The organism is Pyxidicoccus sp. MSG2, assembly GCF_026626705.1.
Classification (GTDB): Bacteria; Myxococcota; Myxococcia; order Myxococcales; family Myxococcaceae; genus Myxococcus.
The window spans coordinates 8,507,025-8,533,225 of the sequence record NZ_JAPNKC010000001.1; the positions used below are offsets into that span (position 1 = coordinate 8,507,025).

Here is a 26,201-nt window from a genome sequence, read left to right on the forward strand (position 1 = left end):
GTGTCGGGTGGGGGACAGCCGACTACGGCTGCCCGGGTAGCAGCATCGCCTCCCGGAGCTCCGCCGGAGTGTCCGTGCTGAGTGCCAGGTAGACCTCGAACCACGCCCGGTAGGAGCGCCAGGTCGGATTGCGCTGGTCGATGAGGGTGCGCTGCGCCTGGCCCAGCCGCGCGGGTACGTCGAAGGGCAGCTGCGTCGTCCCATCCAGGTGCAGCTGCGCCGCGAACCAGAGCACGTCCAGTTGACCGACCTCGACCGGAGCGTGGGTGCGCTCGAGCATGGTGTCCGCGTGCGCCATCGTCTGGCCCAACCAGTGGGACGCCCGCGACGTGTCGCGGCGGTCCACGGCATTCTCGGCCAGTCGCAGCTCCGCCAGCATCACCGCTCGGAGGTCCTCATCGCGGTCCGAGTCGGCGAACTGCTCCAGGAAGAGCTCGCGCCGCTGTTCCAGTGCGTGGGCGGCGGCGTCCAGGTGCCCGAGCTTGCTCTGCGCATTCGCGCGCAGTCCCGCGGCGATGATGCGATAGGAGCGCTGGACGTGCTCGCGGGTGGCGTGTGCCTGGTTCAACGTGGCCTGCACGGCCGGGGTCGCCAGGTCGCGGTCCACCGTGTCCAGGTCCTCCAAAGCCCGCTGGGGATGACCCGCGCCCAGCGCCGCGGCGCAGCGGGCCAGCCGCACCACCAGCCGGTTGCGCAGTCCCTCCGCGTCGCGGGTGCCCGTCTCCACCGTGGGCAGCTCGCGGTCGTAGAGCGCCAACGCACGGTCGAAGCGGCCCGCGGCGAGGTTGTAGAGCGCCGCGCGGTCCAGCGTCAGGGGGGCGAACCCGGCCAGGTTCGGTGTGGCGTCCACCATGGCCAGGGCGTGGTCCGCTGCCTGCGCCGCCTCCGCCTCGCGGCCGACGTGCAGGAGCGCCCGGGCGCGGGCGAGCGACACCGCCAGCCCCGCCGCGTTGTCCACGTAGGGCAGCTTGTCCCGCTGCTCGAGATAGCCCAGGGCGATGTGGAAGTTGCCCACCTGCGTGTGCAGCAGCCCCAGCGCGCCGAGGAGCATCGCCTTGTAGCGGACGTTGTTGCGCACCAGGTCCAGGGCCACCAGGTAGTGCCGGTTGGCGCGCTCGGCGGAGGCGGGGTCATTGCCGCGGAGGAAGTCCTCGTGCTGGATGGCCCCGTAGAGGGCCTGCACCGCGCGCTGGTTCTTGAGCTCCTGCCATGATGCGCGCAGCTCCTCCACGGCCGCCTTCACCGCCTGGGCGTGGGCGCGGTCGTCCAGCTCGGGCAGCTTGCGCGCGGTGAGATAGGCCTTCACGAAGTGCCTGAGTGGCTCCTTCATCTTCGCGGAGGTGGTGGTGACTTCCTTCTCCACCACCTCCGGGCTGACGCCGGCCCGCAGGCGCAGGCTCATGGACTCGACCGCGCTCTCCAGCGAGCCGGTCCGTTGCGTCACCAGGTCGAAGTCCGCGCGGGCGTCGTCCAGGCGCTCCCTCCCCAACCGGCGGTAGGCGCGGCCCGTCATCGCACGGCGGAACAGCCGCTCGGCCCGGCGGCGCTCCTCGGTGCCGGGCGCGACGTCGTCGACGTAGGCCGTGGCGAAGGCCTCCAACACGCCGTCGGCGCCGAGGGCCGTCGCGCGCTCGACGGCGTCCTGCACCAGTGCGCGCCGGCGAATGGGGTCCTTCTGCTGATGGTAGAACGCAATCAGTGCATCCCGGACCGGGCGGGGTGGGCGCTCGTCGTGCAACGCATTGACGTGCCGGCCCGACTCCAGGGCGAACGCGTAGGCCGAGCCGGCGGGCTCCGAGGCGAGTGCCCGGGCCATGGCGGCATCCGCCTCTTCATAGGGGCGTCCCCGGTAGAGGGCGCGGACCGCGGCGCGAGCGAAGTCGAGCTGGTCGTCTTCCTTGAAGACCTTGTTCGTGGAGAGCCGGCGGGCGGCTTCGACCAGCGCCTCCCTGTCGTCGAGCGCGCGGTACAGCGCGTCCGCTCTGTCGTACCAGGCCTCCAGCACCCCGCGCGGCGTGGTGTCCGTCACTTCGGCCGACTCCAGCTCCTGACGCGCCAGCGTGAAGTCTCCGGCGGACTCCGCCAGCTCGCTGCGCACCACGTGTCGAAAGACGGCGGAGGGTGGGCTGGGCGCGGCGGCGGGGTCCAGCGCGGCCATGCGCTGCCGCTCGACTTCGCTCAGTTCCTCCATCATGCGGCCGCGCTCGCGCTCCTTCATGTCGCGGCGGTGGTCGATGAGGAGCTGCAGCGGCTCCGCCAGGCCCGCGGTGGCGGGGTCTTCCACCGAGCGCATGTGGCGGGCGTAGAACTCCGCCGCATCGAAGTCCTCGAAGGCCAGGTGGAGCCGGCTCAGGCGCATCATCAGCAGGCGGCGGGGCTTGGGCCGGGCTTCGAGCAGCAGGCGCTGGCGATACAGCAGGAGCAGGTCCGCGCGCCGGCCGGCCATGTTCAGCTCCTCGTTGAGTCGAGGCACATCCCAGTTGCTGGGAACCTGGCCATCCAGCGGCAGTTGATACACGTCCAGCGAGCCATCTCGCGAGCAGGTCGCGATGAGCGTCGCGGCCGCGGGCGCCGGGTACTCGCAGCTCCAGGTCTCGCTGGTGAGCTGGTCCGGACTGGAGGCGGCGGCCAGCGCGGGCGCGTCGTCTCGCTCGGTGGCGAAAGGCACCCGGAACAGCATCCCGCGGTCGCCAGCGTCAATCACCCCGTCCGCATTGGAGTCGGTGAAGAACTGCACCACGTACAGCGAGCGTCCATCGAGCGAGAACACCGGCTGCCCCGTCTGTCCCGGAAGCTCGAGCGCCAGCGGTACGGGGACCGCGCCGGGTTGATTCAGACGGATTGCCTCCAGGTGGCGCGAGGCGCGCGCGGCGAAGCCGGGTCCCACCTGCTTCACGGAGCGCTCCACCGGGACGTACACCAACCAGCGCCCATCGGGTGAGAGGGTGGGACTGGTCAGGTTGCGCTCGAGCAGGGGGCTCGCGCTCAGCTTCGGCCCCACCGTGACTCGCGACAGGTGCAGGTCGCCCTGGATGCTGGCCCGGCTCACCAGCGCGACATGCGAGGCGTCGATCCACTCCGCCTGCAGCGCACTGGTCTCCTCTTCGAGGCAGCGGCGGTCTTCCGCATCGGGCAGCGTCCGCACACAGAGCTGGCCGCTGGCCTGGTTCCGGAACGAGATGTAGAGCAGGTGTTTGCCGTCGGGACTGATGCGCGGCCAGGTCACGTCCGCACCTTCGTCGAAGAGGCGGCGCTCGCGGCCCGTGTCCACGTCCTGGCCGTAGATTTCGGTCGCGATGCTTCGGTTGGAGACGAAGATCAGCGTGTTCCCATCGGGCGCGAGCTGTCCCAGGAACTGATCTCCCATGCCCACGGTGAGCCGGAGGAGCGTGCGCAGGCCTCCGTCGTTCTCGTCGTCCTGGGCCCAGACGCCGCTGGCGAGGAGGACGGCCAGGACCGGGAGCCACCGGCCGCGGGGCGTCAGCACTTCTTTTCTCCCCAGAGGCCGTCCGCGGCTTCGACCCAGCCGCCGCAGATGACCCCCTGCGCGTGCGCCTGGTGCCAGCTCCGGCGCAGCGACTCCTCGGACACGGCGGGGCGGACCGTCCGCATCCACTTCCATAGCTGCTGCCGGGCCCGGTTCACCCGCTCCACCAGGGCGACGTCATCGGCCGTCAGTCGTCCGGCCAGGCAGCTGCGACGGGTGTCCACCAACAGCCCGTCCCGCCCTTCGCCCACGCAGTGGCGGAACAGCAGCTCGTCGACGCGGTCCGCCTGCGTCTTGCCGAGGTTCTCGACCAGCGGCGTGGGCCGGATGCCCAGGTCCTCCAGTTGGTTGGGCGTGAGCGGCACCGGCGTCGGGCTCATGCCCGCGCGAGCCAGCCGCTGCTCCACTTCCTTGAACGAGCCCGCGGCCTGTTCCTCGAGCGCCGTCGCACGGTCGACCATGACGATCTGCGGGGCGCGGATGCACCCGGAAGCGGCGAGGACGGCGAGGAGCAGCAACCCGCGGAGTTTCATGGCGCGGCCTCCGGAGGAGACATGGAGTTGATGGCACGGTCGACGATGGGGCCCATGGAGATGCCCCGGATTTCGTCGATGCTGACCAGCCTGGCCAGCCCGCCCATGGTGATGCGCAGGCTGCCGAAGCCGTTGTTGAAGCTCACCCGCACGTGCTCCGGATAGCCCAGGCTCAACGCGTAGCGGACGCGGTTGGTGGCGGCATCCGTGTGGTGCGGGTCCTCGAGGTCGAGCAGGTCGAGCAGGTGGCGGTTGCCGATGCGCACGATTTCCGCGCGGCCGTTGACGCTGCGGTCCCTGGCGGAGATGACCACGGCCGCATTGCCGTCGAAGGGCTCGCCCCGGGACGACTGCACGCCGGTGGCCCGCACGTGGGCCTCCAGGGTGGAGTTCTTCCCCTGGTAGTCCAGCACGCACTGTCCGGTGATGCGCCCCCCGCGCACGCCCATCTCCAGCTGACTGATGGAGACCACGCTCTGGTTGATGGACAGGTTGCCGGCCAGGGGCGCGATGGAGATTCGCGGGGTGACGATGCGGCCCACCGACATGAAGCCGCCGCGCGAGATCAGGGGGTGCTGGTCGGCGAAGCGAAGCATCGAGTACGGATTCACGTCGATGTCGCTCAGCAGCCGGACCTGGCCCTGGGTGAACTCCACGTTCTCGGTCAGCGGCACGTTGCCGTCGAGCGTGTCGATCTCGACTCCTGCTTCGGGCACCTGCAGGTTCACGTTCTGGAAGAGGAGGTTGGAGAGGGTGCGGAAGACCACGAGGTCGGGCGAAGCCACCCGGAAGTCGACCGTGACCTTGCCGCTGCTCTCGATGCGACCGGGCTGCGCGAGCTTGGACAGGTCCTGCGCCAGCTCACCCCGGACCGCGAGGAGGCGCCGGTCGTCGCTGAGGTCGAGCCGGCCCTGGGCCGTCAGCGAGGTGCTGGTGCTGGCAATGGACAGCTGCAGGTCGGGGACGTGGATGACGCCATTGGGCTTGCGCCGAACGGAGAACGACCCTTCCAGGTCCTGGACCGGATAGGGCAGCACTGGCTTCTGTTCGAGGGTGCGGACCTTCAGGCGTTGTTTCAGCTCGATTTCGTCCGCTTCCAGCTTCTCGGTGAAGGTGGCGGTGGTGGCGCTCGACACGTCGGTGAGTGACACCCGGCGGTCGCTCATGCCCACGCTGAGCCTCTCCAACGTCAGGTCGCTGTGGACGGTTCGCCGTGGCCCGTCGACGAGCGACTCGACCTGCCAACGCATCGCGGGGACGTTGACCGACAGGGCATCCTGCCGCCAGCGAAGGCCGTGCGCGCCCACCACCGCCTTTCCCTCGAAGCTGGCGGTCCTCAGTGGGGTGGGGACGAGGCTCGCGGTTCCGTCGGCGGCGATGTCCGTGAGCACGCCGCGCAGCGTGCCGTGCAGCTCCAGGTTCAGCGCGAGCTTCGAGGCCTCCAGCTCCTTGGGCACCCGCGCCCTGGCCAGGAGCGGTGACAGTGCTCCGATGGGCGGAAGGTCGCCCGTCACATCCAGGCGCAGCGCGCGGGTCTTCCGGTCGAACGCCAGTGCGGCATCGAGTGCCAGCTTCAGCCCCGCCTGGCTGGTGAGCCCCAGCCGGAGCGACGGCTTCCGGCGATCCAGTTCCAGCGTCAGCGTCTGGTGTTGGGGACCCGCGTCGAGCTCACCGGCGCGGAGCCCTTCGACTTGAAGGTCCAGGTCGCCCTTGTGCCGCCACGCATCTCCTTGCGAACGCACCACGACGGCGACACTGCTGGCCGACACGTCGTCCCAGGCCGGTCGCTGCAGGCGCAGCTCCGTCCGGTGCTCCAGCCGTGGCGAGGGAGAGAAGAGCGCCGCGAGGCTTCCCTTGGAGGCCACGCTCACGCCCAGCTGCTTCCAGGGAATGCGGGCGGCGACGGACTCGGGGATGAAGGGCCGGGCGGCCACGAGGTCCGGCGTCTGGGCGGCCAGGGTGTATGCCACCTCGTCGGTTCCCTTGGTGGCATCCAGCGACGCGTGCAGCGTGCCCGCGTCGAGCTCCAGCCGGACGCGGGCACGGCTGCGCCGAGGATCGTCCATCTGGGGGAACACCTCCGACGCGTTGAGCTTCACGTGCACGGGGCCCTTCAGCACCTCGCGTCCATCCGCCGTGACGACCTGGAGCGCCCGCACGGGCACGTCTGCCTTCAGCGCGAAGGGCGGCTCACTCGCGAGTTGGAGCTGGAGCTGCAGTCCCAGACGTTCCGCCGTCGCACGGAGCCCGGAGGCACGGACGTCCAGGGCATCCACCATTCCGGACAGCGCGACGTCTCCCGAGACCCTGATGGGCGAGGAGAGGTCTGGCCGCAGTTGGTGGGCCTTCAGCTCGAAGGAGGCCTTCGGGATACGAAGCGCGGTGGGCCCACCGACAGCGAGCCCCGTGAGCGCGACTGTGAGCTGAGCGGCGAACCCCTTCGGGGAGTCTGGGGTCGCCACCAGCGAGACGCTGCCACCGCCGAGTGCCACCCGGAGCTCGTCTTGAGCGAGCTGAAGCTCCGCGACGTCGACGTCCAGGCCGAGTCTGCCCTGGTCTCCCAGCTGCGGCATGTCGCTGAGCGTGACCTCCCGGGCGTCCAGGTGCACCTTGCCGCGCTCGACCGAGAACGGACGCCAATCGGCGGGGACCCATTGCAGCAGCTTCCCGAGGTCCACATCCGCCAGGGCCCGTGTCAGAACGGGCGGCACTTCCTCCGCATCCGGAAGCACCAGCTGCGCTTGCACCTCGGTGCTGTCGGCAAGCCGGGTGCGCTCCAGCTCGAGCGCGATGTGTTGCTTCTCACCGTCGAACTTCGCCGACGCCGCGCCGTGAAGCAGCTCGCGGAGCGTGAACCGCGAATCGAAGGTCTGTCGCGCGACATCGAGGTCCACCTGCGCGCGCGCGGCCGACGCCCCCACCTCCGCGGAGAGGACCAGCTCCAGCGCGGCCAGGGCCGGCGGAATGGCAGGGCCCTCGCGGCTCAGCTCCAGCGGAAGCGGCACGCCCGTCCTGCCCAGCTGCGCGAGGAGCTTCCAGCCATCGTCCTGATGCTTCGCTTCGACGTTGGCTGCGAGCCCACGCAGGGACCCGCGCTCGAGCACTTCACCGTTGCGAACGCGGACGTAGCTCAACGACACGCCCGACACTTCGATCTTGCCGACGGGAGGCGCGGAGGCCAGGAGCGCAGCGGCTTGCCGGGAGGCTCCGAGTGGCTCTTCCATGGACGGCGGCTCGGGGGGCTTTGCGCCCGTCAAACCCGTGAGTGACGTGGTTCCCTGTTCGTCGGTCACCAGGGTCATGGCCACGTCCTGGATGGCCACCCGCTCGAGAAGGGTGGGCCCGCTCAGCAGGGAGCCAGGCGACCACTGCGCCTCCAGCTTGCCGACGCGGAGCAGCTCGGGCGCGACGCTCTGGAACGGCGGCGGTGTCCGCACGACCAGCCCTTCCAGTCGCAGGCCCGAGAGCACGTCGACCCGGGCTGTCTGGTAGTCCAGCTGCAGCCCCGTGTCCGTTTCCACCCGGGAGACGATGCGCTGTTTCAGCCAGGGGCGGTCGAGGTTGTGGAGGACAGCCACCGTCGCGACCAGCACCAGCACGGGGGCCGCGACGAGCACCAGGAGCACGCCTGCGATGATTCGAGTCAACCGCCGGCGAGGTCGTCCGGATCCGGGGGATTCCATGGTGTGCGGCCGGGAGCGCGCGGCCCCACCGTCCTACCATGTGGCAGAAGCGGGTTTCAATCGACGGAGCAGCCGGGCGCCAGGTCCGTTCGCGCTCACCGTGACTTGCGCTTCAGCTCCCGCGCGGGAATCCCCGCAATCACTGCTCCGGGCTCCACGTCGGCCGTCACCACCGCGTTTGCCCCAATCACCGCCCCGTCACCCACCGTCACGGGACCGAGAATCTGTGCGCCCACGCCGACGTAGACGTTGCGTCCAATCCGCGGCGCACCCACCACGCCGGGCTTCGGCTCCACGCTGACGTTCTGCGACAGGAAGCTGCCCTCGCCAATCTCCACTCCGGGCGCCACCACCACGCCCATGCCGCCGTAGCCCAGTTCCACGCTCGCATGGAGCTCTGCCGCCAGGTCCACGTGACACTGGTGCATGCGCGTGCCCACCGCGGCCACCACGTCCGGCAGCACCGGCACATGCCATGTCTTCAGCCGCTTCGCGGCCCGGTAGAAGGTCAGCGCCGTCGGACCCATTTCCCCACCATTCTCCGGGCCACGGGGGCCCAGCGGAACTTCGCCCGGTACATCGCACGGCCCCTCAGCGAGTTCCGGTAGATGAACAGCCAGTGGTGCGGACGCACCGTGTCCGTCCACTCCCGCTTGAAGGGCGCGTCGTCCCCCAGCAAATCCAGCTCCGTCACCCCACGGCCGATGCAGTCCTGGATGAGCCCTTCCGTCAGCAATTGCCCCGGGCTCACCTCCGCGAAGCGCTCGTCGTAGCCCGGCTTCATCGCCAGGTACCGGCCGCCGTACTCCAGGCCGTACTGGAACGCGACGGCCTGCGTGCCCAGCCGCAGGTAGTACAGCCCCAGCCAGCCGGCCTTCGCCGCCACCTCCGCCAGGTCCGAGTAGAACGCCAGCCGCTTCCGGCTCTGCGCAATCGCCGTCCCGCGCTGCGCCTTCCAGCCGCTGCGCTCCAGCGCGAAGCCCTCCTCCAGTCGCTCCGCCAGGCGCTCTCCGCCCGTCACCCGCTCCAGCGTCACCCGACCGCGCTCCTCCAGTCGGCGGCGTCGACGGCGCAGCGGCTTGGACTGCCGTCCCCGCTCGCGCTGCCATGTGTCCACCGAGTCCGGCAGCAGCGCATACGGCGAGCGTGCGCTCTCCCACGTCCCGCAGGGCATTCCCACCCGGCGCGCCGCCGCGAGCACCGCGAAGGCCGCGCCGCCGTCGGGCACGTCCGCCAGCCGCAGCACGTCCCAGCTCGGGTCCTTCATCAGGTGCGCCAGGAACGCAGTCCCCGCGCGGCGCGGGTCCTCCGCCAGCAAGTCGAAGCGGCACGAGTGCTTGTTCGTCAGCGACAGCAACTGTCGCACGGGCATCCCGTACTGCTGCCCCCGCTGCGCGCGCAGCGGCAGCACCGCCACCAGCCGGCCCTCCGCGTCACGCCCCGTCAGGATGCGCAGCCATCCCTCCGGCGCGAAGTGCCGCAGCCAGCAGCGAAGGAACTCGTGCCGGTAGAAGACCTGGTCGTCCGTGCGCGACACCAGGTCATTCCACTCCGACTCCAGCGCGTCGAATCCGGAGAGGTCGCGCACCTCGCTCACGCGCATCGCCTGGCGCGCGTAGAACAGCGCGCGCCGCCGGGCACCCGGTGTGGTCTCGTTGTGCCCCGGTCCTCCGACTCCGACGCGTGTGCCCGGTGGCACACTCGCGACGCCGGGAGCATCCGGGGTGGGAAGCTCCTCCATGAAATTCCCTCCTCAGGTTGTCGCGACGCCGCCGGCTCAGTTCGCCGGATCCCCCGCGTCGTCCACCGGTGCACGTGGCACCGGTGCCTCCTGGCCCGCTGGCTCCCGCTCCTCGCGAGGCTTCGCGTGCCCCCCCTCCAACGACGGCCTCGGTGCCGTCACCACCTGGGTGTTCGCGCCGTGCGTGGGCCCTGGTACTGGCACCGCCACGTCGCCGCGATTCGCACCCAAGGCCTTGTCGAACACGTCCCGCAGCGGCTGCGGAGCCACCGGCTCCCGCACCTCGGGCAGTGTGGGCGCCGGCAGCGCGGGCGACTCTTCCGGCTTGCCCGAGCCGAAGCCCGAGAACAGCCAGCCGCCCTTCTGCCGCTCGTACAGCTTGCGAGTCTCCAGCGCCGCCCGCGCGTGCGACACGCGGCCGCTCACCAGGTCCTCCAGCAACATCTCGCTCAGCCGGCGCCGCTGCACGCTGTCCAGGTAGTCGAACACCTTCTCCACCTTGCGTGTGACGGACTGCATGAAGGTCGCCGTCCCCGTGTGCTTCAGCGCCGCGAGCTTCGCCTCGTGCGTGGCTCGCGCCTTCTCGGCCAGGCGCCGCAGCCGCTCCGCTTCCTCCGGAGTCTGGGCACTCAGCGCCAGCCGCGGTAGCGCCACCCGCGCCAGCCCCGCGTCCACCAGCCCGGAGTCCGCGAACGTCTCCAGTGATTCCAGGGCACGCCGCCGCGGCTCGGACGAGCCCTTCTGAAGGGCCTCCAGCGCCGAGCCCACCCTGTCCAGCGCCAGCCACCGGTACACCCAGTCCAGGCCCGTGCCCTTGATGTTCTGCGCGCCCATGATGCTCACGCCCAGGCCCGGCGGGACGGCCCGCGCGCACGCGTCGATGACCTGGTCGCCCGTCGCTCCCTCGTCGTTCACCGGGACGAGCTGCTCCAGGTACATGTCCCGGTACGCGTCGCGGAACTTCCGGTGGAAGGCCGCCACCTCGTCAGCGTCCGCGCCCGCGCGGGGCAGCGCCGCCTTGAGCCGCGCGTGCACCACCAGCCGTGCCAGCGTGTACAGCGCGTGCTCGCACACCTCGTCCTTCGTCGCCGGGGCCAGCACCTCCGGCATCGACGCGTCCTCGCGCACCGGCTCCACGCGCAGCGCCGCGTCCAGCAGCGGCCCCACCTCTCGCTCCAGCGCGGAGCGCACCTTCGCCACCGCGACGTGCTCGTCCGGCGTGCTCAGCGCCGACTCCACCGCGGCCACCAACTCCGGCGTGCGCACGGCGGTGAGCCCCGCGCCCTTCGCGTACAGCTTCAGGCGCTCGAAGAAGGCCTGGGGCGTGGGACGCGGAATCTTCAGTCGCGCCAGCTCGCGCGTGAGGCGCACCTCGGCACGGCTCGCGTCCCCGCCGTCGACGAGGTCCTCCGCGGCGACGACCTCCATGCGCTGGAGGTGTCGGTCCAGCGCGTCACGCACGTACTTCTGGAGGCCCTCCAGGTTGGTACCGATGAGGACGTGCCGGTCCGCCGCCGCGTCCTCCACCATGATGCGGGCGAACACTTCCGAGCGCGACACGCGGTCCCACCGGTTGTTGATGACGGTGATGACGGCACGGTCCGGCTGCGTCTCCGGCTCCACCGTGTCCAGCCCGGTGCGTCGCCAGTTGTTGAGGAAGCCCGTGCGCTCGTTGGCCGAGTGCCCGTTGATGAAGGTCAGCTTCCGCCCGCGCACATTCGCGCTCGGAAACACCTTGAGCACGCCAATCTCCGGCTGGACGTGCTCGGCCATCAGCGCCAGCGCGTACGAGCGCGGCACGCCGAGCTGCTCGCCCAGTGTGGCCACCAGCGCCATGTTGCGCGGGTGCTCGCGGTAGGGGAACAGCGCGAGCAGTTCCTCCGGAATCAGCTCCGCCTCCCACCACGCGCTGTGGTGCAGCGCCGTGCCGCCGTCCTTCGCGGCTCGCTGGAAGAGGGGCAGGAAGTGGTCCTCCGTCGTCACCACCTTGCCGTCCTTCGGCATGAACTTCGTGATGACGGTGGCCACGTCCATGCCGGCCGGGCCCTGGATGTCCTCGTGGTCCGGGTACGCGTTGGTCAGCGTGGCCACGTCGTCCTTCATCCAGTCGTTCTGGAGCAGTTCCACGAAGTTGGGCTGCAGCGCCATGCACTCCCAGAGGAAGACCTCGGTGCCCAGGCGCGCGCCCAGCTCCACCATGTCCTTCTGCTCCCAGATGGTGGCCTTGTCGTAGGGACGGAAGATGAAGAACTCCGTCGGAGTGCCGCCCGGCGCGGAGTGCACGAACATCGCCTCCGAGCCCGTCGTCTTCGCGAACACGTCGAAGCCCATGCCGGTGAAGAGCGCGGCCTTCAGGCGCTCGGTGCCGGACTTGCCGCGCGTGCCCCAGCCGCCGATGCACAGCGGTACCTGCGCGCGCGCCTTCCGCACCTGCTGCCGCTTGACGTACGTCTCCCCCAGGAAGACGGTGAACAGCGCCGCCGTGAAGATGCCGAGCGCGGCGATGCCGTTGCCGCCGCCGCCGAGGAAGTAGCCCTCGCTCTCCATGATGCGCTCGGTGAGCAGCGCAAGGATGCCGCCTTCCAGCCCCATCAGCGCGGGCGTGTGCAGCCGCGAGCCCTTGCCGTCGTCCGGGTCCCCGAAGAGGGTGGACAGCGGGCCGGGCACCTGCGCCTGTGATTCGTACGGAGAGAAGTGCACGAGGACGCCGAGGTCCTTCTCCACGTGCTCCACGAAGCGGCGGCGCTCGCGCGGCTCCTCGCCCTGGAGCGAGGTGAGCCGCAGCGCCGACAGCCGGCGGTAGTCCTTCGTCACGCGCAGGCGGTTGCGCAGCCGCCGCGCCAGTGAGGGCGGAGGCACCAGCACCGTGGTGCCGTGGCTGCTGAACAGGTGCACCTTGCCGTTGGCTCGCAGCGGCAAATCCAACAGGTCATCCACGGTGGGCAGGTGCCGGCCCCAGCCGCCCTGACTGGCCACGTGCACGCGCTCGCCGGGGACCACCGTCTCCGTGATTTCGTCCAGGTGTCCCGGGTGCGCGCGCAGCGTGCCCGGCATCACCCGGCCCAGGGTGTGCTGGAAGGCCTGGCGCTTGTTGGGCGCGGGCGTGCGCAGTTCGTGGAGGATGCGCCACAGCCTGCGCTTCTGCCGGTCTCCCTGCCACAGCGTCAGCGTGCGCTCCGAACGCTCCGCGTAGAGGCCATACCCGTCCCGCGACAGGTCCGCGAGGATGGCGCCCAGCCACGCCGGCTCCTCGGGTATCGGCGGCAGCCCGTCGGGCAATGGCTCCAGCGTCACCTTCGTGCGTCCACCGGGGCGCAGCTTCTCCACGCGTTGGGACAGGTACCGGGTCCACGCCAGCCGCGCCGGGTCCGCCGTGCGGCGGAGCACCTGCTCGGCATTGGCCGCCGTCTCCAGCACCAGGCCCGCCGTGTCCGGGCGCGTGCGCAGCGCGGCGACGGCGTCGGTGAGTCGGGTGTGGGCCTCACCGAGGCTCGGGCCGAGCGCCTCCGCCAGCGCGGCGGCCTGCTCGCACGCCACACGCAGCACGAGCGCGTCGGTGTCCTCGCGCAGGACGTCTACCAACAGGACGAGCGCGCGGTCCCGCACCGGCGCCTCGTGGTGCGTGGCCTCCACGGCGGCGAGCACCGCGGCCGTGCGCACGCGAGGCGTCTGCGTGGCTCCATCCAGTCCCGCGAGCTGGCGCAGGAGGGACTGGCCCTCCACGCGCGCCGCCAGCAGGCCGCACAGGCCCATGCGCACGAACTCGCTCGGGTCGTGTGAGGCCACCTCGGTCAGCAGCGGCAGCAGGTGCTCGGCGGGGAGCAGCGGCGCGGACAGCTCCAGCGCCTGTCTGCGGAAGAGGAAGTCCTTCGCGGAAGGGTAGGGACCGCGCAGGCGCTGGCGCAGCAGTGCGAGGCCCGCGAGCGTGTCCGTCACCAGCAGCGCCCGGAGCGCCTCCGCCTGGAAGAAGGGGCTCGCGTCCTCCTGGCCCACGAAGCCCGACAGCGTGGGGCCCGCCTCCAGCAGCATCGCCACCGACGCGGGCTCCTGACGGACCAGGGCGTGGAAACACTCCAGCGCGGCCAGGCGGTTCTGCGCGCGTGGGGCTCCCGCCACACGCTCCAGCAGCTCGCCCGCCAGGGACGTCAGGGCCTGCGCGTGCGTGACGCGGGTGTCGTCATCCAGCCGGCCCAGCGCTCCGGTGAGGCAGCGCAGCGCCGTCTCCTCCTCCTGGAGCAACTGGTGCCGCTGGCGCTCCAACCGCTCGCGCAGCGCATCCAGGCCCATCCACCGGTCCAGCGCGCGCAGGTCCTCGCGGCGGTCCTTCCGATTCTTCACCGTCTGGGTGAGGTGCTCGACGAGGACCTGGCGGCGTGCCTCCTCGCCCTGGGCCTCGTTGTAGCGGCGGGTGAGGGCGGCGGACTCGGCGTCCACCACGGCCACCTCGGCGACGAGGGACTGCACGGCCTCGCGCAGCCAGAGCGCGTGGCCGTCACCGCCCCCGTGCGGGCGCGGGCACGACTCCCGCAGCCGGTGCGCCAGCCGGGCCACGACGGCGCGGCGGATGCGCCGGTGCAGCGGGGGAAGCGCCTCGAGGAGCAGGTCTTCCAGCGGATCAGACGGCGGTTGCATGTCGCGGGGAGAGCTATGCACTCCCCCCGGTTGATGCTCCCGGGGGCCACGGTCGCGTTGGGACGAGGACACTTCAGTCGAGCGAACGTCCTGCATCGAGCAGCTCCTCGAACTCCTCCTCGGGAGGAGTGATGTCCCGCAGACCCCGGCCGCCCATCCAGTCCCAGCGGGCCCCCACGGAGAACACGTTCTGCAACCCGAAGGGGTCCGACAGCAGCGCCCGGTCTTCCGCGAAGAGCATCAGCCGGTTGCCGTTCCCCGCCCACACGTTCCAATCCAACCGGCCCGCCACCCGGTGCCGCAGATACGCCTGTGCGCGGTGCTCGTCCCGCATGCGGTACGTCAGCTCGTAGCCCAGCTCCGCCCGGGTGCCGCGCAGCGGCCCGCCCAGCAGGGCCGCCCACCTCGCGCCGCCGCCCGCGTGGTCCAGCGTGCCCAGGTCCGCGTTGGTGGTGGCGAACGCCCCCACCGAGCCCACGTGGTCCTGGAAGGGCTGCCAGCGCAGCGACAGCTTCGGTATCAGCCGGCGCGGGTGGTCCTCGCCGTAGCGCCAGAAGACGCTCTGGTCATACCGGTCCGGGTCCACCGCCGAGCCGCCGTGCGAAGTCTCCACCGCCAGCCCCAGCGAGGGCACCAACCCCAGGTCCGGGCTCAGTTGCACCCACCGGTCCACCGTGGCCCGGCCACGCGCGCTCCAGCGCAGCGTGTCCTCCACCGACTGGGTGAAGAACGCGCCGTGCAGGTTCAGCCGCAGGCGCAGCGGCAGCCGCGTCAGGTAGAGGTTCGTGTTGGCGCCGAACACCGTGGGCTGGCCCACCGGGTAGCGCGCCTCGGGCTCGAAGCGCAGCCACGCGCGGTCCTCCACCAACTCGCGGCGCAGGCCCAGGCGCACGTCCATGCCCGAGCGCAGCGGGCGCTCGAGGACTTCGCCCTCTTCGACCTCCTCGCGGCGGAAGGCCAGCTCCGCGGAAATCATCCCCAGGCCGTGCGGCGCCTCCGCGGGCGGCACCCCTTCGGGCAACAGCGACAGGCGCGGCGGCAGCGCGGGCCACGGCAGCGGCTCCAGCCCGGAGGACGCCTGCTCCCACCAGCGCCCCGGCGCCGCGTCCGGCGGCTCCGTCACGCCCAGTTCCACGCGCACCAGCGCCTCGCCCTCGGGCGACTCCAGGCGCACCTGGTGCGGGCCCTTGCCGGGCAGCAACAGCCACGTTTCGCCCGCGCGGCCCACCGGACCGGCGAGGCCCTTCACCGTGGCGTCCACGTCCTCCGGCAGACCCAGGCGCATCGGCGGGCCGTCCTCCGCGCCCGCGCCTCCCGTGCCGTCGCCAGCGGGCACCACCACGCTGGACAGCAGCACGTGCCGTCCGGCCTGGGGCGACAGGGCGCGCGCCTGGATGCGCAGCGCGCCCGGCCCGAGCACCGTCATCACCACCGGCGTGCCCGGCTTGCTGCGCAGCAGCGTCAGCGGCTGCTGCGAGGACAGCGGCGCGGCCTGACCGCCCGCCACGGACGGGTCCACGAAGCGCACCAGGCCGAGGGCCGGCGTCGCGTTTCGCCCGTGCAGCACCTCCACCTGGTGCCGGCCGCGCACGTCCAGCACGAAGGTCAGCAGCGCCGTCTTCCCGTCCTCCACCTGCTGCTCCATGACGGTGCGGCCGTCCACGCGCAGCGCGAAGGTGCACGGAGGCCGGGGGCCGTCCACGCCCACGCGCGGCGTGGAGCCGCACAGCACCTGGGCACCCACGGGGCGCGGCTCGCGCACGTCCATGCTCAGCACGCGCGAGCGGCCCGAGGGCAGGAGCCGGCCCTGCTCCAGCGGCCACGGCGGCGCCAGCAGCGCCTTGCGCACCGTGTCTCCCGTCTCCGGCTCCTCCGGGTCGCCGTCGGCGAGCGCGTCCAGCAGGCCCGCCGCCTGCTCCGCGTCGCGCAGCCGCTCCCAGTGCGTCCAGCGGCCGGCCAGCGCGCGCATGTGCCGCACGCGCGGGTGGTCCGCCCAGCCCTCGAGCTGCGCGGCCAGCGCGGCGCCCAGCGGTGCCCCGCCTTCACTCCACGCCTTGGAGGAGGACTCCAGGCGCTCCAGCAACCCCAGCGCCTCCAGGCCCACCTGCGGCAGGCCCGTCTCGCGGTACAGCGCCACCAGCGCGAGCGCCGCAGCCTCGTCCTGGCCCGACGCCGCCAGCCAGCGAGCGCGCAGGTAGCGCTTCGCCACCGTGCCCGTGCCGTCGGAGGTCAGCAGCTCCAGCGCGCGCTTCGTGCCCAGCTCGCGCGCCTTCGCCACCCGCGCCGTGAGGTCCTCCTGCTCCGCGCCCGGGAGCACGGAGTACGCGGGAGACATCAGCGTGGGCGCGGTGATGGCCTGGCTGAAGCGCACGCCCTCTCGCGAGTCGTCCTGCAGCCGGCCCAGTATCGCGAGCAGTCGCCGGGACTGCTCCGGCGACAGTCGCCGCTGGTCCTTCAGCAGGGGCACCAGGTCCGCGCGGGCGAAGCCGTCTTCCTGGAGCGACAGCAGCAGCTCCGCGCGGGCCAACCGAGGCTCCGCGTCGTCCGGCGTCTCGCGCAGCCGGCGCGACAGCGTCAGCAGCGTGTCCATGGCCGAGGCCCCCGCGAGCGCCACGGCGGGCGCCACCGCGTCCAGCGAGCCCGCCGCACCCCGGCGCACCGACAGCGAGGCGACGAGCGGCGTGGCCTGCTTGCCCTCCACCTCGAACCACACCTCGCGCGCCAGCGGCGGCAGCATCACCACCGCGGACACCGGCGCGGCGGACGTGCCCTCCGCGCCCTCCAACGCGTGGTGGCTGGAACCCGCGCGGCCCGGCATCAGCACCAGCTTCTGCGGCCGGCCCACGTCCGTGTGCAGGCGCAGCGTCACCGGCTTCGAGACGTCGCCGAGCCCGCGCAACTGGAGCCGCACCGGCGTGGGCAGCTTCGCGTCCGGCACGAAGAAGCGCACCGCCTTCGTTCCCACGCGCACCGGCCACTGCGTGCGGATGTAGCCGACCTCCGCCACCGCGCCCGGCGTCCCCGTCGGCGGCAGCGAGAGGAAGGCGCGCGCGTCGGCGCCGCCCTCCAGGCTCACGGTGTGGTCACCGGGCGGCAGGGCAATCTCCACGGGCTCCACTGCGGCCAGCGGCAGCAGCGGGAAGGCCTGCTCGCCCACGCGCAGCACCAGCGGTGTGCCCGCGCGCGACGGAGCGACCACGTACGCGCGCAGCAGCGTCGGCGCCTCGGCGGGGCCGGTGGCGTGCACGTGGGTGGTGGCTCCCGGTGTCAGTGGCCAGAGCGCGCCATTCGCGGGCGTGCCCTCTTCGTCATCCATGGCCTGCACGTCCAGCCAGCGCGTGGGCAGCAGGGTGGGGGCGTCCTCTTCCGGCGTGGGCGTCACGCGCGACCAGCGGCTCGCGCGCCACCATGCGGAGCGGTAGCGGCGGCGAATCTCGTCGGAGAGCGGCTCGGCGCGCCATGCCAGCTCCAGCGCGGCCAGCTCACGGCTGCGCAGCGGGTCTCCCAGCGGGAGCCGCGACACCAGCCCGGCGGCCTCGGCGGCGAGCCAGCCCGGCTCCGGGAAGGACGGCGCCGTGCCCAGCAGGGCGTGCGCCGCGTCCGTCTGCCGCATGTCCAGCAGCATCCGCGCCGCGCGCAGCCGAAGGTGCCAGGCCAGCGGCGTGGGAGCCGCCTTGCCTTCCAGTGCTCGAAGGGCTTCCACCGCCTCCGGCACGCGGTCTCCACTCGCCTCGTCCAGCGCCACCAGCGCGCGGAGCAGGGGAGACAGGTCCTTCACGTCGGTGACGACGGTGAGGCTGGCATCCCCCGAGGCCAGCTCCGGCGCGAGCACGACGAGCTGACGGCGCAGCAGCGCTGCGCGAGGCGAGCCGTCTGCCTTCACCGCGTCCCACGCCTTGCGCGCGTGGTCCACCCAGTTCGCCTCATGCGCCAGCGCCTCGCCCAGCTTCGGCCGGCGCGACACCACGCGGGCGCGGAGCAGCACGCCGCTGCCGTCCCAGTGCACGCGGTAGGCGTGCTTCCCCGGGCGCAACGCCACGCGCACTTCGTTCTCGATGCCCACGTGCTCCCCCGAGGGGAGCAGGCGCGGCCGACGGTCCTCGGGCAGCGCCACGTCGGACGCGCCCTCCACCCAGGCGGGTTCCGGCGCCACGTCGGCGAAGGCCAGCGTCGCGCCCTCACTGCGCACCTCCACCGCGACGGGCGGCGTCTCCGTGCCATGCAGCACCGGACGCACTTCCAGCGCGAGCACGCCGGGGCCTTCCAGCTCCACGGCCCAGCTTCCGGTGCCCTCCCCGGGACGCACCCAGGGCGCGTCCATGCCTTCCAGCGACACCTCCGCGCCGGGCGGGCGGGGACGGGCGACGCGCAGGCTCGCGCCGCGCAGCGGGGACACCTGGGTCCACTCGCGCAGCGCGGCGGCCTTGCGCCAGTCACGCAGGGCGGTGCGCAGCGGCGCGTTCTCCGGTACGCCTTCCGCGAGCGTGGCCTCCAGCTCCGCGTCCAGGTCGAGCCGCGTGCGCAGCGACGCCTGGAAGGGCAGGGGCGGGCGCGAGCCCTGGCCGTCCACCCAGCGCAGCAGCGCCTCGCGCATGGCCTCGTCGGTGTGCGTCGTCTCGAAGGGCGTGGGACGCTCCACCCAGACGCGGCCGGGCTTCGTGGCCGTCACCACCCAGATGCTGCCCGGGCCCATGGGCTCGGCGAGGTACCAGCGGCCGGGCTTCTCCGGCACGCCTTCCTCCTCCAGCCTCAGGTGCGAGCCCTGCGCGTCCGTCGCCACCGGCACGCGCACGAAGCGCAGCGTGCCGGGCGCGCCGGTGACGCGGGCCACGTCCAGCGGCCCCAGCCACAACGCGGCGCCACGCTCGGGCCCCACCTGCACGGCGCCCGTGACTTGCGGCACACCGTCCGGCACGTACGGCGCGGCGGCGCGCACGTCGGCGGTGGGCACGGGGGCGCGCACCGGGCGCGGCTCCCAGCTCAGTCCTTCCACCGAGCGGAGCGCCTCCGACGGCGAGGCGGCGAGCACTGCCACCGGTAGCATGGCGATGAGCCCTGCCAGCGAGACGAGACGGGTGCGGCGTCGAAGCGGAGACATCGGCGCTCAATCCTCCAAGGGTGCGAACAGCACGTGGCCCAGCCGCGCCAGCCGCTCTCCGGAGGAGAGGGACCCACGGGCCTGGGCCGACAACTCGAGATGGAGGAAGCGCGCGTGCTCGTACGCCTGCAGCAGCCGACCCTGGGCGTTCTGCGTCCCGCCCAGCACCTGTGTCCCTTCCGGGTACAGGCGCACTCCCTCACCCCACAGCTTCACCAGCTGCTTCGACACCCGCCGCGCCCAGGTCGTGGGCTCGCGCGTGCCGGAGCTGACCACTGCAATCAAAGACTTGTCCCGCAGCCCGCTCTCCGCCTTCGCGGTGCCGAAGCCGTGGAGCTGCACCACGCGCGGCGCGGACAGCGTGCGCGCCACCTGGTTCGTCACCTCCTGGAAGAGGTGGTCCGGGTTGTGCGCGACGTCCGCCGGGTGCTCCGGGTCCTCGGGTGTCTCGCCCGGGCTGCCGTGGTAGCGGTGCGCGGTGGCCGTCATGAAGACGCGGGGGCGCTCGCCCTTGAGCCCACAGGCGAAGAGGCCGACGCCGATGCCCTCGGTGCCCTTGTCGAACCAGGGATGCGGCACCTGCACCACGTCGTCCGTGGCGGGCCCGGTGCGGATGACGTAGGCGCCCGCGCCCCGCAGCCGCTCGGGCTTCTCGCGCAGCACCCAGAAGGTATCCTGCATCCCCTCCCAGACCTCCAGGCGGAAGCCCACGGAGGAGGCCAGCTTCTCCGCGCCTGCTGGAGGTGTCGTCGTCTCCGGCGCGGCCTCGAGCAGCGCGGGGAGCAGCTTCGCGAAGGCGGCCCGCTCCTCCAGCGTGGTGGGGTGGAACTTCACGTCGGCCAGCTTCGGCCACAGTCCGGCGAAGCGTGCGTCGGGAGCACAGCCCTTGATGGGGCGGACCCGCGCGGTGTCGTCGTCAGCCATGGTGAAGGAGGTGGCCTCCTCGTCCTGCTCCGAGGTGCCTCGCGGCGCGGTGCGCGTGGGCTCCTCGCGATTGGGGACGGGCCGGTCGACGGGCTCGGACGCCATGGCGAGCGGTGCCAGGCCGGGCGCCGCCAGGACGCCCGCCGCCAGCCAGCGCGCGGCCCCGCGGAACAGGCAGCGGCTCACAGCGAGTCCTCCAGCTCCCAGCCCGTGCGGTTCCACTCCTGCGTGGGCTGCTCGCTGCTCTCATGGCCGAACATGAAGAAGCGCGTCCACAGCGGCGAGTCCCCCAGTCCCTGCGGCACCACGCGCACGTGGTGCAGGCCCGGCGCCAGGTCCTCGCCCAGCGTCACCGACACGGTGCGCGCGTACCAGCGCGCCTGCGGGCGACCCGCGGGCGTGGCGGGTGCACGAGACGACGCCGGCAGTGGCAGCACCCGCGCCGCGCGGGTGACACGGGGCAGGAGCACGCCACTGCGGCGGTGGGGCTGGCCATTGTCCAGCGTCACCGCCAGGCGCTGCTGCGGCCCGCTTTCCGGCTGCTGCGTATAGACGACGATGTTGACGGTGACGGCGCCCGGGCCCGGCTTGCGCACCGGCACGCTGAGGCCCTCGCCGTTCATCCGGTACACGGTGCGGGCGCCCAGCCCGCTGCCCGCCACCGGCGGCCGGTTGAGCGTGGCCGTCAGCCCTTCGACGGTGGTGCGCAGCATCACCTCGTGCTCACCCGGCGGCATCGGCGGCAGCAGCTCGCTAGCGCGGGTCGCGCGCAGCGTCCAGCGGTGCACCGGCTCTCCGTCCAGCACCACCTCCACCTCGCTGCCCAATCCCTCGGCGCCTTCCAGTGACAGGCGCAGCTCCGGTCGCGACGGTGAGCGTGCATCGAAGTGCGTGCGCACCGCGCGCCCCGGCGTCAGCAGCGTGGACAGCGCGCGCGTCGCGTCCGCGGCACCCTGCACGGGCTCGAGCACCTCCTGCGTGTCGGGGCTGCCCAGCGGTTCGAGCACCACCGTGGTGCCCGAGGGCGCGGACACCGTCTCCAGCCCCTCCGGCTCCAGGCGCACCTGGCTGAGCAGCTCCATCCGCGCCCCGCGCCGGGTCAGCTCCGTCACGTTGGCCGGGCGCAGGGGGTACCAGGTCCGCCGGTCCAGCGGCGCGTTGCGCCAGCGCACCCCTTGAAGGCCTTCATCGAGGTACGGCGCCAGTCCCGCCAGCCCGCCCTGTGGCTCCAGGAAGGTGGAGAGGAACACCGCCGTCGGCTTCGAAGTATGTACGCGCACCTTGCGGGCTCCGGCCGGCAGGAACACGCGCGCGCTGGTGGGCACGGACACCGGCATCGGTCGGTCCGTCACCTCGCCCGTGCCCGCGTTGGCCGCGGCCGCGCGCGCCTCCGCGCAGGGCAGCAACTGGCCAGGAGTCCGCGGCAGGTCCGCGCTCTCGAAGGTGGCCGGCTGGGCCGCCACTTCCATGCGCGTCTGGTCCATCACCTTGCCGCGTGCGTCCAGCACGGTGAGCAGCATGTTCGAGGCCTTCTCGTCCGCGGCCCCGGTGACGCCGAGCCGCCGCGCGTCCAGCCGCAGCAGACGTCCGGCGGAGTCCATGTCGGCGTCCAGCTCCAGGTCCAGCGTGGCGCAGCCCGGGCCGGTGACGAACGCCTCGGTGCGGCGCGTGTCGGGCAGCCAGGCGATGCGCGCGTCGGGCTGCGCGGTGGGGCGCAGTTCCTCCGGCGCGAGCCAGGCACCGGCCGGCCCTTCCACCGTGTAGCGCAGGTCTTCCTTTCCCGCGTTGTGGATGGAGAGCGTGTGCAGGCCCTCCGGCACGTCGAGCACGTGCGACACCGGGGCACCGCTGCTCAGCGCGGGAAGGTCCCAGGTGCGCTCCGCGCCGGTGGAGCCCAGGGCGCGGACCGTCACGGGGCCGGCGGGCGTGGGCGTGCCGCCCTCGGTGTCCGGCGTGGTGCTCCACAGCCACAGCACCGCCTGCGCGGGGCCGGTGACGTTGAGGGCCACCGCGCTGCCGGCGCCCAGCCGCTCCTGCGCGGACTCGGCCACCTCCACCAGCGGCAGGCGGAACGGGGTGCGGTAGACGGGCTCGATGAAGTAGTCGGTGCCGGCCTCGCCTTCCGCGCTCAGCCGCTCCCATTTCTCCTCCGTCAGCTTGTGCCGCGTCTGCGCGGACAGCTTCTCGAAGGGGAGGAAGGTGGTGCGCTCCACGCGCTCCTCGGCGCGCAGGTCGGCCGCGCGCTGCGAGGACAGCAGTGGCAGCCTCCGCTGGGTTCGCACGTACACGCGCACCAGCAGCGTGCCGTGGATGCCAGCGGGCTTCAGGTAGATGACCGCCGGCTCCGGGCGGGGCGGCGGCGGCAGGCGCACGAGGAACTCGCGCTCGTCCGTCACCTGGACGTTGGGGTCCGTGGCGAAGGCGCTCTCCTGCAGCCAGGTGCCGTCCTCCTGGGGCTGGGCCTTGCTCTGCCGCGTGCGAGTGAAGAGGGGTTTGTCCAACAGCACCTGGTCCGGGCCGCGCAGGAGCACCTTGAGGCCGTACTGGTACTGGCGCTCGGGGCCGTAGGTGGTGCCCTCGGGCAGCATCAGGTGCGTGACGACGCGGAGCTCCTCGGCATCCGAGGGCACCTTCACACGCATCTCCTCGCCCGGCTTCAGCCGGTAGAAGACGAGCCGCTCGGCGCGGGCGAACTTGTCGTCGCGCAGCGCGGCGGTGGAGCCGGCGCTCTTCACCACGCTGGCGCTCGCGGCGTAGATGAGGCCCAGGGTGACGACCAGTCCCACCAGGGCCAGCAGGGCGCGAGACTTCGTGTTCATCGGCGTCCCTCCGAGGACGTCAGCTCGCCGGTGAGCACCACGGGCCTGCGGTGGCGCAGGGCCTCGTCCACGGCCTCCTCCAGTCCGTCGACTCCGGCCACCAGGTCCAACCGCTTCTGCGGCGCCGGGTGCTGCTGGAGGAAGTACACGCCGCGCAGCACGTGCCGCCCCTGGCGCGCCTCCACCACCAGCCAGGGCAGCCCGTGCGCCGCGCTGTAGCCCGAGCGCACCGACTGCGTCACCGCGCCGGCGCGGCCCGCCCGGGCCAGCATCCGCAGCTCATGCACGTTCTGCTGCAGGACGTAGCGCTCGGCGCTCGCGGTGAGCGCGGCGAAGCGCTCCTGCAGCGCCGCGGGCACGGGCCGTGTCGAGGTCTGGAGGCCGGGCTTCAGCAGCGCGTGCAGAGGGGGGGCCTCGGCCAGCGCCGGCTTCGTCAGGCCCGCCAGGGCCAGCTCCGAGGCGACGAGGCGGGGCCCGACGAAGGCGCCGCGCAGCGGCTCGGACAGCCACAGCGTGGCGACGCGCGCCCCGCCGAAGGTGCGGGAGAAGGCCGCCTGCGGGCTCGCGTCCGACAGGCCCGCCAGCTCCGGCGAGCCGTCGTGGTAGCGCACGCGCGTGGACAGCCAGCCCAGCGGGCCGCTCGTCGCCAGCAGCCGCTCCAGGTCCGCGGGGCGCTGCTCCGGTTGCAGCACCGGGCCGCCCACGTCCACCAGCACGTCGGCATTCACGGCGGGGCGCCCCGAGTAGCCGCGCACCTGGAGGACCAGGCCGCTCCCCTCCGGCAGCGAGCGGTGGACGGCCTGGTGGAAGGCCTGGAAGGTGGTGCGCAGCTGTCCCTGGGTGGCCGGGTGGAGCGCCCCTTCCGAAGCGCCCGGCATGGCTACCACCAGCGCGCGGCCGCGTGCCTCCTGCCACGCCTCCAGCGCCACGGCGAGCGTGCCCTGCTCGCGGTCCGGCGCGGGCACCCCGAAGGCGAGCGTCCCCGTGCCCGGGCGCACCAGCAGCGCCGCGCCGGCGCGGCCGGGCTGGCCCTCCGTGTCCGTCACCCACCAGCACGGGCCGGTGTCGGCGCAGCCGTCGATGGGGCGCACCTCCATGCCCATGAGGCCCGCCATGGCCGCGGCCCAGCGCGCGCGCAGCGGCTCTGGCACCGTCGCCCCGCCACCGCCCAAGAGCGGCGTGGCCACCTGCTGCTCCAGCACCAGCAATTCCGCGTCGGTGGGCCGCGGCGCGGCGCCTTCCGCGTACGGCGCGGACTCCGGGGGCGACAGCAGCGCGGCCCGGGCCTGCGCCTGCGTGAGGGGCGCGGGCAGCTCCGGCAGTCCCTCCAGCGCCAGCGTGGCCAGGTCATGGGGGTGCGCGCGCAGCACGCTCAGCCGCGCCTCGCCCCAGGACTGGCCGGGCTCCGGCGGGGCCACGTCCGTCATCTTCGTACCGGGCCACAGGCGCTCCAGCGCGGCGGGAACCTGGCCGCCCGGCACATGCAGCAGGGCCTTGCCGGGCGCGAGCGTCGCGTCGGCGCGCACCTGGACGCGCTCGCTCGAGGACAGCGCCACGTGCGCGTTGCGCAGGGGCGCGTCCGGCTCGATGAGGGCATCGCCCGTGCGCAGGCCGGCGCCCACCGTGTCCAGGCCGCTGGCGATGATGGCGCGGCAGCGCACGCGCTCGCAGAGGGCGGCGGCGGCCTCGGCGCTCGGGGCTTCCGTCAGCGGGCGGGGCACCTCCAGCACGGGCCCGGGCGCGCCCGGCACCAGCACCGCGGTGTCCCAGCCCAGCCTGCCTTCCACTCGCTCGCGCTCCACCAGCGCGAAGCGCTCGGGCATTCCAGCCGGCGTGTTGGGCAGCGCGCGCAGCTCCAGGCCCAGTGCCTGGGCGCGCTCGCGCACCGCGCGCTCTCCTTCGATGCCGCCCGACTCCAGCCACGTGCTCGCGGCGTGCCACAGCGCCACGTACTGGCGCAGCTCGCTGTTGCGGCGGCGCAGCGGCACACCGCTGGCGTCGTTCTCACGCGCGGTGGCGTGCGCGAGCGCCATGACGCCCAGGGGGCTCTGGTCCAGCCCCAGTCCCGGTGCGCGTGCGGTGAGCTGCTCCGAGGGCAGCGCGGTGGCGGGGCGCGGCTCCACCAGCGACAGGCCGAAGCCGACGAGGCTGCCCACGAGGAAGCCCGCCAGCGACGTGTGCACCGTGGCCAACATCACCCGCGCCACGGCCTTCTTCTGGAGAATCTTCACCGCCAGCAGCGTGGGCACCAGGTAGCCGAAGCCGAACAGGTCCGTCACCTTGAGCCCCGGCACGCGTCCGCCCAGCGCCCAGCCGATGCCCCACTTCACGACGAAGCCGAGACAGAAGACGAGCACCGTCTTCCGGGGTCCTTCCAGGTTGAGGGTGCGCAGGCCCGGCATGGCCAGCAGCGCGCGGGTGCCACCCACCAGCAGCAGCACCTCCAGCAGCGTGGCCACCAGCTTGGCGGGCTCCAGCCACGTGAGGGCCAGCAGCGCCGGCACGAGGATGCCGTTGAAGTCCCAGCCGTAGTTGAGATTGAAGCGCGCGGCCAGCAGCGCCGTGGTGAGCAGGATGATGTAGGCCTTGGGACTGGCCAGGAAGTCCTGCGCCACGTCCTCGTACATCAGCTCCAGGCTGGAGAAGGAGAGGTTGGTGGCGGGCAGCAGCACGAAGCGCAGCAGCGCGTAGGTGAGCAGCACCGGCACGCCCACCTGCCACAGCCCGCGCCGCAGCTTCAGCTTCCAGAAGGCGTTGGCCGTCAGCGGCACCAGCACCAGGCCGATGCTGTGCAGGCTGCGGTCCAGGGCGAACGACGTGCCCCACCGCGCGTCCAGCCAGCGGCCCAGGTGCGGCAGCAGCACCGCCTCGCTGAGTGCGCGCACCAGCACGCTGGAGAGGACGATGGCGAAGAAGCGGTCTCTACCGAAGAACTCGCTCCACGCTCCCGTCCGGCTCATCCCGGTGGAGAGCCCCAGTGCGAGCGCGTAGGTGAGCATCGCCTCCGCCACGACGGTGACGCCCGCCTCCGGGTGGATGACGAAGACGGAGGCCAGATAGCCAGGCACCACCAGTCCCACGAAGACCCACCCGAACATCTCGGTGAGCAGGGCGAGGATGAGCACGCCCACGAGCACCGCCGCCAGAATGGAGGTGTCGAGGGAGTAGGCCGGGAACAGGGTCAGTGTGGAGAAGAGCGCCATGACGTCGCTCCGCGCCAAGCTAAGGAGCCTCTTCTCACCGGCCAGTAAGGCACTCCCAGGGATGCGTGTACCGTCGGCCAG

Annotated in this window: 10 protein-coding genes; all 10 read right to left on the reverse strand. The window is 72.6% G+C overall.

Features of this window, described 5'->3' with window-relative positions; translation table 11 throughout:
* Nucleotides 1-22 precede the first annotated feature (22 nt).
* The gene (locus tag OV427_RS33260; protein ID WP_267860237.1) at nucleotides 23-3,487 is read right to left on the reverse strand and encodes a hypothetical protein; all 3,465 of its coding nucleotides are present in this window, start codon (nucleotides 3,485-3,487) and stop codon (nucleotides 23-25) included.
* Nucleotides 3,481-4,020: a DUF1318 domain-containing protein gene (locus OV427_RS33265; protein ID WP_267860238.1), complete on the reverse strand. Its 540-nt coding sequence runs from the start codon at nucleotides 4,018-4,020 to the stop codon at nucleotides 3,481-3,483. The genes OV427_RS33260 and OV427_RS33265 overlap by 7 nt, the downstream gene beginning before the upstream one ends.
* Nucleotides 4,017-7,703, reverse strand: a complete 3,687-nt coding sequence (locus OV427_RS33270) for a hypothetical protein (protein WP_267860239.1) — start codon at nucleotides 7,701-7,703, stop codon at nucleotides 4,017-4,019. Before OV427_RS33270 ends, OV427_RS33265 begins: the two co-directional genes overlap by 4 nt.
* A 95-nt stretch (nucleotides 7,704-7,798) precedes the next feature.
* Nucleotides 7,799-8,230, reverse strand: coding sequence for a serine O-acetyltransferase (locus tag OV427_RS33275; protein ID WP_267860240.1), 432 nt, complete (start codon nucleotides 8,228-8,230; stop codon nucleotides 7,799-7,801).
* Nucleotides 8,212-9,444 carry a GNAT family N-acetyltransferase gene (locus tag OV427_RS33280; RefSeq protein ID WP_267860241.1) on the reverse strand — a complete coding sequence of 411 codons (1,233 nt, stop codon included), beginning with the start codon at nucleotides 9,442-9,444 and terminating at the stop codon, nucleotides 8,212-8,214. Before OV427_RS33280 ends, OV427_RS33275 begins: the two co-directional genes overlap by 19 nt.
* 36 nt (nucleotides 9,445-9,480) lie before the next feature.
* A complete protein-coding gene (locus OV427_RS33285; RefSeq protein ID WP_267860242.1) occupies nucleotides 9,481-14,076 on the reverse strand; it encodes a hypothetical protein in 4,596 nt (1,531 codons plus the stop codon).
* Nucleotides 14,077-14,149: 73 nt separating this feature from the next.
* The gene (locus OV427_RS33290; RefSeq protein ID WP_267860243.1) at nucleotides 14,150-19,174 is read right to left on the reverse strand and encodes a hypothetical protein; all 5,025 of its coding nucleotides are present in this window, start codon (nucleotides 19,172-19,174) and stop codon (nucleotides 14,150-14,152) included.
* Nucleotides 19,175-19,180: 6 nt separating this feature from the next.
* The gene (locus tag OV427_RS33295) at nucleotides 19,181-20,284 is read right to left on the reverse strand and encodes a hypothetical protein (protein WP_267860244.1); all 1,104 of its coding nucleotides are present in this window, start codon (nucleotides 20,282-20,284) and stop codon (nucleotides 19,181-19,183) included.
* On the reverse strand, nucleotides 20,281-22,917 hold the full coding sequence (locus tag OV427_RS33300) for a hypothetical protein (RefSeq protein ID WP_267860245.1): 2,637 nt from the start codon (nucleotides 22,915-22,917) through the stop codon (nucleotides 20,281-20,283). Before OV427_RS33300 ends, OV427_RS33295 begins: the two co-directional genes overlap by 4 nt.
* A complete protein-coding gene (locus tag OV427_RS33305) occupies nucleotides 22,914-26,120 on the reverse strand; it encodes a poly-gamma-glutamate biosynthesis protein PgsC/CapC (protein WP_267860246.1) in 3,207 nt (1,068 codons plus the stop codon). Before OV427_RS33305 ends, OV427_RS33300 begins: the two co-directional genes overlap by 4 nt.
* Nucleotides 26,121-26,201 lie beyond the last annotated feature (81 nt).

Excerpts from the sequence above, each read along its gene's own strand:
- OV427_RS33280 (WP_267860241.1), bottom strand. The coding sequence starts at position 9,444 with ATGGAGGAGCTTCCCACCCCGGATGCTCCCGGCGTCGCGAGTGTGCCA.
- OV427_RS33275 (WP_267860240.1), bottom strand. The coding sequence starts at position 8,230 with ATGGGTCCGACGGCGCTGACCTTCTACCGGGCCGCGAAGCGGCTGAAG.
- OV427_RS33270 (WP_267860239.1), bottom strand. The coding sequence starts at position 7,703 with ATGGAATCCCCCGGATCCGGACGACCTCGCCGGCGGTTGACTCGAATC.
- OV427_RS33285 (WP_267860242.1), bottom strand. The coding sequence starts at position 14,076 with ATGCAACCGCCGTCTGATCCGCTGGAAGACCTGCTCCTCGAGGCGCTT.
- OV427_RS33305 (WP_267860246.1), bottom strand. The coding sequence starts at position 26,120 with ATGGCGCTCTTCTCCACACTGACCCTGTTCCCGGCCTACTCCCTCGAC.
- OV427_RS33290 (WP_267860243.1), bottom strand. The coding sequence starts at position 19,174 with ATGTCTCCGCTTCGACGCCGCACCCGTCTCGTCTCGCTGGCAGGGCTC.
- OV427_RS33265 (WP_267860238.1), bottom strand. The coding sequence starts at position 4,020 with ATGAAACTCCGCGGGTTGCTGCTCCTCGCCGTCCTCGCCGCTTCCGGG.
- OV427_RS33300 (WP_267860245.1), bottom strand. The coding sequence starts at position 22,917 with ATGAACACGAAGTCTCGCGCCCTGCTGGCCCTGGTGGGACTGGTCGTC.